The 14,808-nt window shown below is 41.5% G+C and carries 14 protein-coding genes; 11 read left to right on the top strand and 3 right to left on the bottom strand.

Annotated features, from left to right (window positions below; genetic code table 11):
- Positions 1 to 189: 189 nt before the first annotated feature.
- The 3 genes from bcsG to H5058_RS05845 all read left to right on the top strand — a co-directional run bounded on the left by bcsG (position 190) and on the right by H5058_RS05845 (position 4,117).
- Positions 190 to 1,767 carry a cellulose biosynthesis protein BcsG gene (bcsG, locus tag H5058_RS05855; protein ID WP_182677293.1) on the top strand — a complete coding sequence of 526 codons (1,578 nt, stop codon included), beginning with the start codon at positions 190 to 192 and terminating at the stop codon, positions 1,765 to 1,767.
- Between the two features lie 128 nt (positions 1,768 to 1,895).
- On the top strand, positions 1,896 to 3,452 hold the full coding sequence (tyrR, locus tag H5058_RS05850) for a transcriptional regulator TyrR (protein WP_011328814.1): 1,557 nt from the start codon (positions 1,896 to 1,898) through the stop codon (positions 3,450 to 3,452).
- 128 nt (positions 3,453 to 3,580) lie between these two features.
- Positions 3,581 to 4,117 (top strand): thioesterase family protein, encoded by a 537-nt coding sequence (locus tag H5058_RS05845; RefSeq protein ID WP_179807456.1) that lies wholly within the window; start codon positions 3,581 to 3,583, stop codon positions 4,115 to 4,117.
- Between the two features lie 95 nt (positions 4,118 to 4,212).
- Here the strand turns inward: H5058_RS05845 and H5058_RS05840 are convergent, their stop codons facing one another.
- Entirely contained in the window at positions 4,213 to 4,866 is a 654-nt protein-coding gene (locus H5058_RS05840; RefSeq protein ID WP_182677291.1) for an OmpW family protein, read from the bottom strand.
- 242 nt (positions 4,867 to 5,108) lie between these two features.
- On the opposite strand from H5058_RS05840, the gene H5058_RS05835 reads away from it, so the two are divergent.
- The 8 genes from H5058_RS05835 (at position 5,109) to H5058_RS05805 (ending at position 12,248) form a co-directional block, all read left to right on the top strand.
- Positions 5,109 to 6,527, top strand: a complete 1,419-nt coding sequence (locus H5058_RS05835) for an MATE family efflux transporter (protein WP_011328811.1) — start codon at positions 5,109 to 5,111, stop codon at positions 6,525 to 6,527.
- 50 nt (positions 6,528 to 6,577) lie between these two features.
- Positions 6,578 to 7,498: a glyoxylate/hydroxypyruvate reductase A gene (locus H5058_RS05830; protein ID WP_182677289.1), complete on the top strand. Its 921-nt coding sequence runs from the start codon at positions 6,578 to 6,580 to the stop codon at positions 7,496 to 7,498.
- 458 nt (positions 7,499 to 7,956) lie between these two features.
- Positions 7,957 to 8,742, top strand: a complete 786-nt coding sequence (locus H5058_RS05825) for an SDR family oxidoreductase (protein WP_058373853.1) — start codon at positions 7,957 to 7,959, stop codon at positions 8,740 to 8,742.
- 9 nt (positions 8,743 to 8,751) lie between these two features.
- The gene (locus H5058_RS05820; protein WP_179807452.1) at positions 8,752 to 9,213 is read left to right on the top strand and encodes a MaoC family dehydratase; all 462 of its coding nucleotides are present in this window, start codon (positions 8,752 to 8,754) and stop codon (positions 9,211 to 9,213) included.
- 152 nt (positions 9,214 to 9,365) lie between these two features.
- The gene (locus tag H5058_RS18465; protein ID WP_257025470.1) at positions 9,366 to 9,944 is read left to right on the top strand and encodes an AraC family transcriptional regulator; all 579 of its coding nucleotides are present in this window, start codon (positions 9,366 to 9,368) and stop codon (positions 9,942 to 9,944) included.
- 26 nt (positions 9,945 to 9,970) lie between these two features.
- Positions 9,971 to 10,381: a helix-turn-helix transcriptional regulator gene (locus H5058_RS18460; RefSeq protein WP_257025469.1), complete on the top strand. Its 411-nt coding sequence runs from the start codon at positions 9,971 to 9,973 to the stop codon at positions 10,379 to 10,381.
- Between the two features lie 130 nt (positions 10,382 to 10,511).
- On the top strand, positions 10,512 to 11,282 hold the full coding sequence (locus H5058_RS05810) for a class II aldolase/adducin family protein (RefSeq protein ID WP_011328805.1): 771 nt from the start codon (positions 10,512 to 10,514) through the stop codon (positions 11,280 to 11,282).
- Between the two features lie 39 nt (positions 11,283 to 11,321).
- A complete protein-coding gene (locus tag H5058_RS05805; RefSeq protein WP_011328804.1) occupies positions 11,322 to 12,248 on the top strand; it encodes a TauD/TfdA family dioxygenase in 927 nt (308 codons plus the stop codon).
- Positions 12,249 to 12,494: 246 nt separating this feature from the next.
- Here the strand turns inward: H5058_RS05805 and H5058_RS05800 are convergent, their stop codons facing one another.
- Complete coding sequence (locus H5058_RS05800) at positions 12,495 to 14,000, bottom strand: FAD-dependent oxidoreductase (protein ID WP_011328803.1); 1,506 nt, start codon at positions 13,998 to 14,000, stop codon at positions 12,495 to 12,497.
- Positions 14,001 to 14,033: 33 nt separating this feature from the next.
- Positions 14,034 to 14,801: an SDR family oxidoreductase gene (locus H5058_RS05795; protein ID WP_011328802.1), complete on the bottom strand. Its 768-nt coding sequence runs from the start codon at positions 14,799 to 14,801 to the stop codon at positions 14,034 to 14,036.
- Between the last annotated feature and the right edge of the window lie 7 nt (positions 14,802 to 14,808).

Below are 14,808 nucleotides of genomic sequence, written 5' to 3'. Positions count from 1 at the left end.
GGAAATATCGTTGCTCCGTTAAGTCATTAATGATGAAGTGGATAAAACGACCGACGCCAAATCAGGCCAAGACTTGGGTATTATTTGGTAAAAGCAATCGAGGTAATTTATGTAGCGCTTCACTAAGCTCACTTTTAAACACCAAGTTTTAGAGCCGTACATGTTTAAAAAAAATGAAAAGGACAAACCGTGAAATTATCGGGTTTAGGTATTTGGAATCTCTATTTTTTAGTAAAGTTTGTACTTTTTTATTATGGTGCCATAAAATTTGATTTTTTAAGTAATGCTGCTTTAGCTGCCTTATTTGCACTTACCTTTAGTAATTCACAAGTAGATAAGCTAAAGCACTTTATTGGCGCGGTGTTTGCGATTGTATTGCTTTATAAAGATTCATGGTTACCTCCAATTGATAGATTAACCAAACAAGCGGGAAATATTCAAGATTTTAGTTTAGGTTATTTTGTTGAGTTGTTTGGCCGCATAGTTAATTACGATATGCTGTTGGGCTTATTTATTATTGTTATTTGTTTTTGGTATACCTCGCAGTGGATCCGCTTTACTACAGTAACAATAGCTGGATTAATTTTTATAGGTTACCAGGGGGCGTTAAAGCCAAATGATATGGCAGTGTCGGTGCAAAATGCGCCTAATCAAGAGCAAGAGTTTAGTAATACTGCTGTAGTTACCCAAAAGCTAGATTCAGCAGATCAGCAATTAAATGATTTTTATAAGCAGCAGAGCCAATTAGTTAGCTACTTTCCAGATGAGTATAACGGCACGCAATTTGACGTTGTTGTTTTAAATATATGCTCCCTAGCTATTGCAGACTTAAACGCTATAGGCGTTAGTTTAGATGATGTTTATAGTGATTTTGATATTGTTTTTTCTGATTTTAATTCAGCTACGTCCTACAGTGGTCCTGCCGCCATTAGGTTACTACGGGCAAGTTGTGGGCAAACAAGCCAACCAGCACTGTTTAATGATGCGCCAGAGCAATGTCACTTATTTAATAACCTAGAAAAGCTAGGATACGACAGTCATTTAGTTATGAATCATGATGGCCATTTTGACGGCTTTAAAGATTTAGTGAAAAAACAAGGTAAGCTAAATAGCCCACTATTTGATACCACATCATTACCTGTTGCGCAGTATAGCTTTGACAGTAAACCTATTTATTCAGACGAGGCGGTGCTAAATAGTTGGCTTGAAGAGCAAGGCGATAGCTGCGCACCATGCGCTATGTATTACAATACGATTAGCTTGCACGATGGCAATCAACTGGCTAATAGCAGGCGCATGAATAGTAATGAAAGTTATCCTGTTAGACAACAAAATTTATTTTCAGATATTAATCAGTTTATTAAAAACTTAGAAAAACGCGGCCGCAACGTGATGCTAATGTTAGTGCCAGAGCATGGCGCTGCACTGCAAGGCGACAAAGTACAATTTGCAGGGCTGCGCGAAATACCAAGCCCTTCAATAGTAACAGTGCCAGCGGCAATTAAGTTTATAGGTCCTGACTTGCCTCGTATGTCGCAAATAACAGTGGCAAATACAAGCAGCTACTTTGCTCTATCTGAGCTGATAACTAAGGTGATGAAGAGTAATTACTTTGCAGGGAAAAGTAATAATATGGCAGAATTAGTGAGCCAGTTACCCACTTCGCAAAAAGTAGCAGAAAATGCCGGAACAATAATGATGTATGTTAATAAACGTCCATATATTCAATTGGATGGCGGTGAGTGGACTTTATATCCCCGAGGGTGAGTTATTTTTTATATTTAGCTCAAGCAAAAAAAACGCATATATGTCCAAATTTGTTTACATTAAACTATCCAGCTGATCAGAGTTAGCGTATTATTCAGCGCAAATAGTTTCCCCTTATTTGAGGCTGTATGCGTTTAGATATTCATTGTGCGGATCGAGTTGGTATTGCTCAAGAAATCCTTAATATTTTAGTTAACTATAATGTTGATTTAAAAGGGATTGAAGTCGACTCAGTTAATTGTCGTATGTATGTTAGCTTTCCTGAAATAGAATTTGAGCAGTTTCAAAAAATCATGCCATCAATTCGCTTAATTGATGGTGTGCATGATGTACGCACCACGGCATTTTTACCCTCAGAGCGTGAACATAACGAATTAAATACGCTACTAAGAGCACTACCCGATGGCGTTATTTCTATAGATGCCAAAGGTTGGGTGCGTTTATGTAATGACGCAGCGTGCAAAGATTTACAACTAACAGAAAAAGAAGTTATTGGTGCCAATATTAATAACTTACTTAAAGGTTTTAATTTTACTCGCTGGCTTGAGGGTAAAGAAGTACTTGGCCAAACTACGCGCGTAGAAGTGGCAGGTGAAGATTTTATTGCGGATATTTTACCCATTGCTGTTCCGCAAAGTAACGAAGGCGATGTGCTAGCCGGGGCGGTAATAAATATTAAATCGCAAAGTCGCTTAGGCCAACAAGTAAGTGCTTTTAGACGCTATGGACAAGAGAGCTTTGCTACTATTCATAACTTTAGCACTGCAATGCGCCGAGTAGTGCGTGAAGCACGCAAAATGGCGCAGTTAGAGGCGCCTATTTTAATTACTGGTGAAACCGGTACTGGTAAAGAGTTACTTGCACGTGCATGTCATTACGCTTCTAATCGCTCTGTTAAGCCTTTTATTGCTTTGTCGTGTGCTTCGCTACCCGATGATGTGGCCGAATCTGAATTATTTGGTTATGCCGGTTACGAAGAAAACGCCGCGCCAAAACGTGGCGTACTTGAACAAGCCGATGGCGGTACTGTATTTTTGGATGAAGTGGGCGAAATGTCTACTCAATTACAAACCAAGTTACTGCGCTTTTTACAAGATGGCACATTTAGAAAAGTAGGCGATGAAAACGAAGTAAAAGTTAATGTACGTATTGTTGCTGCCACTCAAAAAGACTTGCCTGCTATGGTGCAAGAAGGTGTTTTTAGAGAAGACTTATATTACCGTATTAACGTTTTAACGCTAGAAATAGCACCACTGAGAGATCGCAAAGCCGATGTGGGGCCGCTTGCTGAGCACTTTATTCAAAAGTACGCACAGCAAAATGGTCATGACGTGCCGTTGTTATCACAAGAGTGTTTAAGCTTTTTACAAGATTATCCGTGGCCGGGTAATGTGCGCCAATTAGAAAACGCAATTTACCGTGCTGTGTCTTTGTTAGATGACAGTGAATTACGCGTTGAGCATTTACAGCTCCCTACATTTACCCATGATTTAGGGTATTTAGAATCAGATTTTGAAGGCTCACTTGATCAAGCAGTTAAACGCTTTGAAGCTACGTTATTACGTAAGCTATATCCTGCTTATCCTAGCTCACGCCAACTAGCAAAGCGCCTTGGTTTAAGCCACACCGCGGTGGCAAACAAGTTACGTGATTATGGTATTAATCGTAAAACAGTAAAAGTTTAGTAACGCAAAGTAATAACTATAAGCTTAAACGTGCGCGGGTAGCTTATAGTTATTTACTTTAATAAAGTAAACTTTGGCTAAACGCGTGTGATACACTTAATTTAATTTTAACTGGTAAGACCTCTGCCGTGAACTTATACATTCGACTTATTTTATTGTTTTTTAAAATTAAACGTAACCATGACTATCAACACTTACTTGATACGGTAAATATTGATTACAAAGCCCTACCTACAGATTGCGATATAAACTTACATTTAACTAATTCACGTTACTTGGCTATGATGGATTTATCGCGCACTTGGATGACAGAGCGGGTGGGTTTATTAAAGCACATATTAAAACGTCGTTGGTTTCCAATTGTAAACGCGACTGCTATTACTTATATTCGCGATATAAAACCTATGCAGCGTTATACAATTAGCACGCGCTTAGTGGGCTGGGATCATAAGTACTTTTATATAGAGCAAAAATTTCACTCTCAGCGTGGCTTACACGCAATTGCTTATGTGCGCGGCGTATTTAAAAGTAAAAAGGGCATAATTAGCATTGAAGAAATGCTGGAAGTAGCTGACTTTAAAGGTGTAGCCCCTATTTTACCAAGTGAAGTAATGCACTGGAAAGAAATGTTAGAGCAGAAAAAAGTAACTAATTTACCACGATAATAATAGTTAACCTGAACTCTGGTTAGTTATGAGTAATAATCAATAGTTGAAAAAAAAAGGCCTTACGGCCTTTTTAACACACATGCTTATTACTATTAAAAGCTGTATTTAACCCCAAACATCGCCACAATTGGGTCAATTTTAACGGTTGACGTTAATGCTTGAGCGCCATCGGCATAGACAGTTGCATCAGTTTCAATATCCATAATTGAAACCATAGCGTGTAGGCCCCATTTTTCATCTATTTTATAGTTAGCACCCACTTGCGCTACAAAGCCAAACGAATCATCAAGTTTAACTTCTACATCATCTGTTCCAAGTACTGTTTTTAGTGCTTGAGAAGGTTGCTCATCAAAGAAAGTTGTATAGTTAACACCTACACCAACAAAAGGGCGAAACGCGTAGCTTGAATCTAAAAAGTGATATTGCGCTACTAACGAAGGAGGTAAATGCTTAATGTTAGCTATTTTATTGCCCGCTAAATCACCCGCGCCATTTATATCATGTGAAAACGGTGTAGCTGCAATTAACTCTAACACCCATTGCTCATTAAAAGCATAATCAACAGTAATACCTAACTGAGTATCTGAACCCGGATTAAGTCCTTGGGCAGAATTTTCGTTAATTGGTGAGCTAGTACTATCAGGGTTTACGTTTATAGCACCCACGTTTACGCTAAAGTTAGCGTGTGCAGCAGGAGAGAGTGCTAATAAAGAGGTGAGTAATGCAATGCTTAATTTAGTTTTCATGTTGTTCTCCAAGAACTACTTTGTGATTGCCGCTATTATTATTCATTAACACAAACAATAACTTGTTTTAGATCAAGGTTTCAGAAATGTTTGAAGTTAGCAAAATCATTTATTGATTTAGATTAAGTTTCTCCACAGTACATAACAAAAGCTATTGACTTATTTAGGTAATATTCAGAATAAAATCAGCCAAGTTTGTTAAACTTATCTTTATGTCTCCTTTTCAATATTAAGCAGGTTAAATGAACGCTACCCAGCAGCTGTTTCTTCATGGTTCAATTTCTAAAGCGCTGCTTAAGTTAGGTATTCCTATAATTTTAATCAATGTTTTACAGTCGGCGTATCAACTCACTGACGCTTTTTGGGTGGGGCGTTTAGGGGCTGCGCAAGTTGCTGCTGTGTCTATTAGTATGCCTGTTACTTTTTTAGTCATTGCCATAGGTGCAGGTTTGGCGATGGCGGGAGCTATTTTATCGGCACAATATATGGGAGCAGGGCAGCAAGACAAAGTAAATCATGTTGCCGCGCAAACTATGTTAATGGTGACGCTAACAGCCATAGTGCTGGGGGGCATAGGTTATATGCTATCGCCTTATTTTTTAACCCTTTTAGGGGTAGAAGACGCTGTTTATGGCGATGCACTTAAGTTTATGCATGTATCGTTTATTGGGGTTATTTTTGTATTTATTTATGCCATGTTCCAATCGTTAATGCGTGGTATTGGCCAAACAAAAGTACCGCTAATTATTGTGAGCGTGACCGTGTTGCTTAATTTTGTACTCGATCCGTTATTTATTTTTGGCTATGGCAGTTTTCAAGGCTTAGGGGTAATGGGAGCTGCACTGGCAACTTTAGTAACGCAGAGCTTAGCTGCACTTGCTGGGGTAATTATATTTTTACGCGGCCGTCATGGTATTCAATTACAGCTAAAAAGCTTTTACCCCGATTGGCAATATATAAAACAAGCCTTCTTTTTAGGCGCTCCGGGTTCAATTGAATTGTCGGCTCGTGCTTTTGGTTTAATTATCATGTCTTTTTTAGTGGCAAGTTTTGGCACGCAAACGATTGCATCTTACGGTGTTGGCTCCAATGTTTTACAAATGGTGATGATCCCAGCAATGGGTTTGTCGATGGCTGTGTCTACATTAGTGGGGCAAAATATGGGCGCAGGAAACCCCAAACGCGCTGCGCAAATAACTCAGCTTGCTAGTTTATGGGGCTTACTAGGCCTGTCGTTTGTGGGAGGGGTAGCCTATTATTTTGCCGAGCATTTAGTTGCATTTTTTATTCCCGATGATGGGGCTGTAATCGCTAAAGGCGCAAAATTTATTCGCATAATGTGTTTAACTTGGGGGGGAATTGGTGTACAACTTTGTGTCGTGGCTGCTTTTAGGGCATCTGGCAATATGCTTAATGCTATGTTAGTTGCCCTGTTATCACAGGGGGTTGTACAGTTTCCTGCGGCGTATATTTTATCTAAACATACGCAATTAGGAGATCACGGTATTTGGTATTCATTTGCCATTACCAACGTAGTTATTGCGCTTATTACCTATGCGTGGTTTGCTCAAGGTTCGTGGCAAAAAACTATTTTAACCAAAGAAGACAAAGACATAGCTAAAATTAGCCAAGAAGCTTTCATCGAAGAAGGCAGTCACTAAACATTGCGGTGGGGTTTGCTGCCGTATAATTAATTTTATAAGGAATAACTATGTCTGTTTTGGTTGCTATAGGGGATCGTGATAATTCTAAGCTGGTGTCGCAGTTACAAGCACGCTTACCTAATATACACATTGAGCAATATTCACAGTGTGAAGATTTCAGTAAAGTTGAGTTTGTATTAGCCTGGTATGCACCAAAAGAACTATGGGCACAATTACCTAATTTAAAAGTGGTGTCGTCGTTTGGTGCTGGGGTTGATAGCATTGATTTAGACTTGCTGCCAGAGCATGTTGAAGTGGTACGTATTGTTGACTCCCAATTAGAAGTAGATATGGCCGAGTATGTACTTACTCACGTATTGGCGCAAAAGCTACAATTAAAAGAATATTATCAAAAACAAGCTGCAACGCAATGGAAACCCAAGCGAGTATTAAGCTATAACAGAGTGGCTATTTTAGGCTTTGGTCAATTAGGTCGAGCCTGTGCGCAAAGACTCGTTGATAATGGCTTTAGCGTGAGCGCGTGGGCACAAAGCCATAAAGACGTGAATAACGTGACCATGTATTATGGAGAACATGGGCTAAACGAAATGCTGCCTAATACAGATTATTTAGTGTGCTTATTACCGCTGACCGAAAACACGGCCGGAATTATTAACAAAGATTTATTGGCTAAATTACCCGCCCATGCAGTATTAGTAAATGCGGCACGCGGCCAGCACGTAATAGAAGCTGATTTATTACAGGCACTTAATAGTGACCGTTTACGCGCCGCCACGCTTGATGCATTCGATCAAGAGCCATTACCAAGTGAGCATCCATATTGGCTGCATCCTAAAATAACCATAACACCACATTGCGCTGCATTATCAGATGTTAACTGCGTTATTGAACAAATTGAAGTGAGTATTCAATGCTTAACTAATGGCACACCACTTAAAAACCGGGTTGATAGAACCAAAGGCTATTAGCCACGAAGAAAATGATTTGATAAACATCTTGTTAACAGGTGTAATTTTTATTATTGTATGAAACTTATTCTTACTAATAAAAATAATATCGAGAATACTATGAAGTCTAATCAGGGCGGCGTTAAATTAAGTTTAGTGGTTATATCTATTATAATTTTAGGAGTATCGGCATGGTTTAACCAAGCAAATGCTTGCGAGCTTGCGCTAATACTCTATTAAAACAAAACCTATGCTGAGTTTTTATCAAACCTAGCATAGGTTTTTGCTATAAGCACTAAAATTATCTCCTTAATTAGTTATCTAATTTAAGTCCTCAGTATGCTGCTTGTTGTATCACACCACAATTTCATTCTTATATTGCTAATAGTTATCGGGTTAGTCCAGATTGACGATGATAGTTGCTCAGCGTCAGCCTTATGCTGGGTGCTAAATTAATAAGCACGACATCGGAGATAAGAATGACGACAGCACCTAAGTACGTAGAAGGGCATAACCTGTTACGCGGGAAATCGGTTTTAGTAACGGCCGCCGCAGGCGCGGGCATTGGCTTTTCAGCCGCATTACGTGCAGCCGAAGAAGGGTGCCGGGCATTAATGATATCTGACATTCATCCACGTCGTTTAGATGAAGCTGTAGCTAATATAAAAGCGCAAACAGGTTTGCAACAGGTATTTGGCCAATTGTGCGACGTAAGCCAAGAAGAACAGGTTCAGGTATTGATCAATGCAGCAGAGGATAAACTCGCAGGTGTTGATGTGCTTATTAATAATGCAGGACTAGGTGGTCAAACCGCTGTAGTAGATATGAGCGACGAGCAGTGGAGTAAGGTGATGGACATTACTCTTACCGGTACATTTCGTATGACCCGTGCAATGCTGCCATTTATGCAACAACGCAAGGCAGGTGTAATCATTAATAATGCTTCAGTATTGGGTTGGCGAGCACAAAAAGAGCAAGCACATTACGCCGCTGCTAAAGCCGGTGTTATGGCATTTACTCGCTGCTCGGCATTAGAAGCTGCTGAGCATGGAGTGCGAATTAACGCGGTATCGCCATCAATCGCTTTACATGAATTTCTTAAAAAAGCCTCAAGTGCCGACGTACTTGAGCAATTAGCCTCAAAAGAAGCCTTTGGTCGTGCTGCCGAAGTATGGGAAATCGCCAACGTGATGATGTTTTTAGCCAGCGATTACTCGTCTTACATGACGGGCGAAGTTGTGTCTGTTAGTTCACAGCGTGCTTAGGGGGGCAAAATGGCAAATAAAATAATTACTAGCAAAACGCAATTACTTGCTTCAACCGGACTTGATTTAGGCGTAAGCGACTGGATTGCAGTAGAGCAAAGCCGTATTGATATGTTTGCCGAGGCAACGGGAGATCATCAATGGATCCATGTCGATCCCATTAAGGCTGCAGAAGGCCCATTTGGCGCATGTATTGCGCATGGTTATTTAACCCTGTCATTAGTTAATTATTTTTTACCTCAGTTGGTAGATGTGCAAAATATAAGCATGGGAGTTAATTACGGCTGCGATAAAGTACGCTTTCCTAATGTGGTTACAGCGGGCAGTAAAGTACGCGGCACAGGGCAAATAATTAGTGTGGAAGAAGTTAAAGGCAGTGTGCAAGTGATCACGCGAGTAACCATTGAAGTGGCAGAGCAACAAAGGCCAGCCTGCGTGGTAGATACCATTAGCCGTTACTCGTTTGTCTAAATGTTTTGGTTAAGCACGACTAAAGCATAACACTTAAACAGCTAGCGGTTATGTTACAAATAATAGTATTAAATTGCTTAATATAAGAGTGCAATTTAAGAATAACGGTTATTGATAAAAGGTTGGATTTAATTACACAAACGAGGGGTAACATGGTCAATACTGATACGCGTTATATTATTTGGTTGCTGGATTTTTTATCTAGCTTGGGAATGGATACCAACACCATTGCTGCCAACAATGGTATCAGTCGCAGTGAGCTCCACAAACCTAATGTGCTCATTAATGCTAAACAGCATCGAGGTTTACTAACTGATGCACAGCAGTGTTATGAGGGCAGCGATCTTGGACTCATATTAGGTTTAAAACGCTCTATTGCTACCCACGACCAACTTGCATATTTAATGATGAGCAGCGCGACGCTGCGCGATGCCAGCCATATTGGGCTTAAATATCAAAATTACTCAGGCCGCTTTTCTGGTAATTTAGTAGTGACCTCCTTTAGTGAAATTCAAGCCGAAGGCTGTTATCAAATTGACGCTAAAGCTGAGCTGGGTGAATTGCGTGTATTAGCAATAGAAGATTTACTTGCCAATATAGTCACGACTTGTCGTTGGGTGCTTGGTCAAGCATTGCCTATTACTAAACTACGTTGTAATTATCCGGCGCCAGTTCATGCTGAGTGTTACCAAGCCATTTTTAATTGCCCCGTCGAATTTGATGCCCAGTAACCCAGCTATTTTTTGATGCTGCGATTTTGGATCAACCACTCCCGCAGTCGAGCCCAGAAAGTGTCAACTTTTATAAAAAACTGTGCGAAGAAAAAAGCATTACTCGAAATCATGGCGACATAGCATGGCGCTTGTCGCAAATTATTGTTGAAGATCCTGCCAGTCCTCCATCGCTGCACGATGCAGCACTAAAGCTGCATTGTAGTTGCCGTACCTTGAGCCGTAAGTTATTGGCGCAAGGTTGGCGCTATCAACAATTAATCGATCAAGTACGAGAGATACATGCGCGGCGACATTTGAGCGATCCTACGTTATCAATCACTCGCATTGGTCAGCAACTTGGGTATGCCGATAGTTCGGGGTTTCATCGCGCTTTTAAAAAATGGACTGGGTTGTCGCCAAGTGCTTTTCGCCATGCGTTATTTGCGGTGCGCTAATCGCTAGTTAATGGCTAGATCGGATAACAACTTGGCGCAATGAGACAAGCTTTATTAACCACTCAGACCTATTATTTTAACCATGATTTAACATGTTTATTTTGCACAGCAACAGGAAGGTATAATAATAATGAAAAAATATGATGGCCTTAATCAATCAATGCTAGAGCGCTTTGCAACTCGTCCGGGTCGCAAAGAATTATTACCAGAGTTAAGCGAAAAAGCGCAAGTTGCGCTTATGTGTCGCATGCTTATTCGTGAAGGATGGGATGAGCATATTGCAGGGCATATTACTTACCGATTAGAAAACGGTAATATTTTAACTAATCCATGGGAGCTCGCTTGGGGGGAGTTAACCGCCAGCGATATCGTTACGCTAGACCCAAAGGGTAATGTGCTTGATAGTGATTGGAATGTGACCCCAGCGATAGGTTTGCATTTACAGCTGCACGCAATGCGACCTGATGTACATGTTGTTATTCACAATCATCCGCATTGGAGTGGTATTTGGGCTTGTATGCAAAAAGTGCCGCCAGTATATGACCAAGCAAGTGCTTATTGTGGTGTTGAATTACCACTTTATGATGAATATGAAGGCACCTTTGAAAACGAAGCAACTAGCTTATCAGCAGTTGAAGCGCTCGGTGATGCTAAGTGGGCATTACTGGCAAACCACGGCTCGTTAGTGGTGGGTAAAAATCTGCGCCAAGCACACCTGAGAGCAATTACTTTAGAGTGGCGCAGTAAACGCGCGTATGAAGTGGAATTAGCAGGTGGCGGACGACCATTAAGTGATGAAGAAGTTAAAAAAGTGTCTATTGCTGACGACAACGGTTTCCCTTTTGTTTGGGAAGCAATGGCGCGTAAAGAATTACGCCTAGATCCAGGTTTAGTCGACTAAATTTGTCGGATTCACTTAGCTAAGTAGAAGGAATAAAAAATGAAGCTTACAGTAACTCCGCTTGATAATGTTGGCGTAGAAGTGTCGGGTTTCGATATTAACGAGCCACTTACCGATGAAATAAAAGCTGAACTAAAAGCACTATGGTACGAACACGCTATTTTAGTGTTTCGTGATCAGGATATTAGCCCTGAAAAGCAAATTGAGTTTAGTCGCATTTTTGGCCCGTTAGAATTACATCCGTTAAAAGTTACCACCAGTGATAAATATCCAGAGTTATTTGTGCTACAAAATGGTGGCCCTATGGATAAGTTTCAAACTGCTTTTTATAAAGGCGAAGAAATTGTGGGTCGGTTAGATTGGCACATGGATTTGCATTATACAGCGCGTCCAAATCATGGTGCATTGTTGCGCGCTGTGGTGGTGGCAGCAGAAGATGGCATGACCGGCTTTGGCGATTTAGCAAAAGCGTACGATGCACTCGACGACGACACTAAAGCTTTAATTGAACAGCTAGAAGTGGTTTACAGCTTTAGTATGCAGCGCCGCCATATGCGCTACGTTAACTTAGACGGTTATGAGCCTGGCCCTAACAGCCCAACAAAACCAACCGACATTGGCTTTCCTGACTTTTCAGACGCTGCTTACCCTATGGTAGTTACACACCCGATCAGTGGCCGTAAAGTACTTGAGGTGGTAGAGCAGTTTTTAGATAGAGTTGTTACTCCACAGCAATTTGGTTTATCGAATGATGAATCTATAGAGCTACTTGAGCGACTTGTTGCGCATGTACAAAAGCCGGAATTTACTTACTTTCATAAATGGCGCGAAGGCGACATGGTACTGTGGGATAACTGGCGTGCAATGCACTGCACTACCGGCACTAAGCCAGGGATCAATCGCGTTATTAACCGCACCACCATTGAGGGCGATATAACGCTTGGCCGTGTGTTAAAAACAGAATAACTTATACAATACATCAATTGCAGCAGCTTAAATTAACCAGCTGCTGCTTTTTTATATCTTTCATTAATACTTACCAGCCTCTACACGACATTTCAATCTGCTAATTTTTAATCTATAGCATGCACTTAATATACTTGCGTTTAATACGCAGATTTATTACCTAAGCAGAATAAGTAAGTTAAACCGTTACGCTGTTTGCTATAACGGTTGTTAAATTAAGTGCTAGGGCGTGTTTATTATTCGAGGTTAAATTGGCAGGTGTTTAGCGGCGCTGCGCCCAGCGAGTCTGCCAAAAAAAGTGGCATCTCCAACCGACATACCACTGGCATATCCCTTGGCTGTACGTGGTAATCCCGCGGTGGCTCGACCAGCTGCATAAAGCCCACTTATTATTTCATTGTCTAAATTAACCACTTCACCCGTAGTGAGTGTTTTTAGCCCACCAAGCGTAAATATGAGCGGGCCTTTGGTGCCGGGCATAATTACAGCAGTCATTTCACTTGCAGAGTATTCTAATAAGGCAAAAGGGGGCTTGTTTAACGGTTTTAGCCACTCGGCGGTTTTATGAAATAGTGGGTCTTGTTTATTACTGGCGTGCTGATTAAAGTAGCTAACAGTTTGCTCAAGTATACCGGCCGGGAAGGGCGCTTCACTGGCAACTTCTGCTATGCTATCGCCAGTGGCAACAATGGCTGCACGTTGTAAATAATGCGACGCCTCAAAATCCTCTTCTTGTACTAACAAATAAAACTTTTGCTCAGCTTGTTGGCAAGAATAATGCGCCAATCTGGCTAAATACGCATCTTCATTTATATAACGCTGACCGTGTTTATTTAGTAAAATACCGTAGGTTAGCTTTGCTGGTGGATAGAGCGGAAACGACATAAAAGCCTGTTCCATATTAATTGTTTGCCCGCCGACTGCTTGGCCTAATTGAATACCATCCCCCATATCGAAGGTGTTGCCATAAGGTACGCAATACTCAAGTAGCTCAGGCATATATTGACGTGTCATGGTGTCGTTCATTACAAAGCCACCGGTGGCTAATACCACACCACGAGTTGCACGAATCGCAATTTCTCGGTTGTCGCGCTTAGCAATTACGCCGCAAACACGATTGTTTTTATCTACTAATAAAGCAATAGCGCGACAATCATTAATTACCTCAGCGCCCGCGCCTGCGATGCGCTGCATTATGGCATCCATAAATATTTTACCGCCTTCGTCGCCCACTTTAGAGGGCACGTGACCGCGTGGAACGGGCTTAGCAATGGTATTAAAAGGGTGAGCTTTTTCATTACCGGTAAATAATAACGACTCATCACTGAGTGGCACTACTGTACGCTCTAAAAAGGCTGCGCGTTTATAAGGTACACCAAGGGATTCAACCCAATCAAAATGTCCTGCAGCGCCTTGTGCATAACAACGCATCTTATCTTCATCGCCATACGGGCCAAGTGCTTCGCGTAAATAAGCCAGCATGTTTTCGGTGCTATCTTCTAAACCTAACTCTTTTTGTAATGCAGTGCCGCCACTGCCGCCTAAATACATTTCACAGCTTGATAATGCAGTCGAGCCACCCCCAGCACTGGCACGTTCTAAAATAGTAACCTTAGCACCTAAGGTTACAGCTTCTAGTGCGGCGGCGGCTCCTGCGCCGCCATAACCGCACACGAGTACGTCGGTGCTAATATCAAAGTGACTAATCGATTCAAAAGCGCGAACTTTGTGTGTGCTTAGTATTGGGTTCAAGTTATATCCTTATAAGTATTTAATATTTAGTGTTTAAAACTTGCCACTGCGCATCATGGCGTCCATACCACCATCTACATAAATAATGCTGCCATGCACAAAAGAGGCTTGGGCTGATTGTAAAAAACTGACCGCATCGGCAATTTCACTTGGCTGACCATTGCGACCAATAGGCGCAACAAAGTTACGTACGGCTTCGCCAAAACGCGGATCTTGCTTAGAGGCTTCGTGCAGTGGAGTTTCAATTGCACCAGGCGCAACTAAGTTAATACGTACGCCGGTACTCCCCGTTTTAACGGCTAAACGACGACAATGTACAGTGAGTGCGTATTTAGATGCCGAATAGGCTATTTGTGGTTGGCCAAGCTCATCTGCCAGTGCGCGAGCGGCTGGCTCATCATTGTTGAGCATTAACTCAATAATAGGATGTGGATCTGCCACTTGTTGACTGGCGGCCACTGAGCCAATAACGGTAATAGCTGGCTGCTCACCTTTAGCGAGTGCAGGTTGAAGTAATTCAATTAACTCGGTTGAGCCAAAATAATTAACCGAAACCACTAAACTGCTACTTGGTGCGGTAACGCCAAGGCCCGCGCAACAAACCAGGCCATCTAGTTTACCATTGGCTAATTTGATAACTTGCTCTGCGGCATTAGCGCGACCTTCGGGGGATGATAAATCGGCATTAACCTCGGCTTGATGGCGGTCTATGCCGATCACAGTATGACCTGCTGCGCGTAGTTTTTCACAAACGGCGGCGCCAATCCCTGATGCTGAACCTGTAACTGCGGTAACTGACATAATAAAC

This window comes from Pseudoalteromonas sp. SR45-4, assembly GCF_014163535.1.
Classification (GTDB): domain Bacteria; phylum Pseudomonadota; class Gammaproteobacteria; order Enterobacterales; family Alteromonadaceae; genus Pseudoalteromonas; species Pseudoalteromonas nigrifaciens.
The sequence above is the reverse complement of the archived record's forward strand: the minus strand, read 5'-3'. Positions and strand labels throughout refer to the sequence as shown.

Bases quoted from the DNA above. Each gene is read 5' to 3' on its own strand.
- tyrR (WP_011328814.1), top strand. From the start codon at position 1,896: ATGCGTTTAGATATTCATTGTGCGGATCGAGTTGGTATTGCTCAAGAA.
- H5058_RS05825 (WP_058373853.1), top strand. From the start codon at position 7,957: ATGACGACAGCACCTAAGTACGTAGAAGGGCATAACCTGTTACGCGGG.
- H5058_RS05840 (WP_182677291.1), bottom strand. From the start codon at position 4,866: ATGAAAACTAAATTAAGCATTGCATTACTCACCTCTTTATTAGCACTC.
- H5058_RS05805 (WP_011328804.1), top strand. From the start codon at position 11,322: ATGAAGCTTACAGTAACTCCGCTTGATAATGTTGGCGTAGAAGTGTCG.
- H5058_RS05835 (WP_011328811.1), top strand. From the start codon at position 5,109: ATGAACGCTACCCAGCAGCTGTTTCTTCATGGTTCAATTTCTAAAGCG.
- H5058_RS18465 (WP_257025470.1), top strand. From the start codon at position 9,366: ATGGTCAATACTGATACGCGTTATATTATTTGGTTGCTGGATTTTTTA.
- H5058_RS05795 (WP_011328802.1), bottom strand. From the start codon at position 14,801: ATGTCAGTTACCGCAGTTACAGGTTCAGCATCAGGGATTGGCGCCGCC.
- H5058_RS05820 (WP_179807452.1), top strand. From the start codon at position 8,752: ATGGCAAATAAAATAATTACTAGCAAAACGCAATTACTTGCTTCAACC.
- H5058_RS05830 (WP_182677289.1), top strand. From the start codon at position 6,578: ATGTCTGTTTTGGTTGCTATAGGGGATCGTGATAATTCTAAGCTGGTG.
- H5058_RS05810 (WP_011328805.1), top strand. From the start codon at position 10,512: ATGAAAAAATATGATGGCCTTAATCAATCAATGCTAGAGCGCTTTGCA.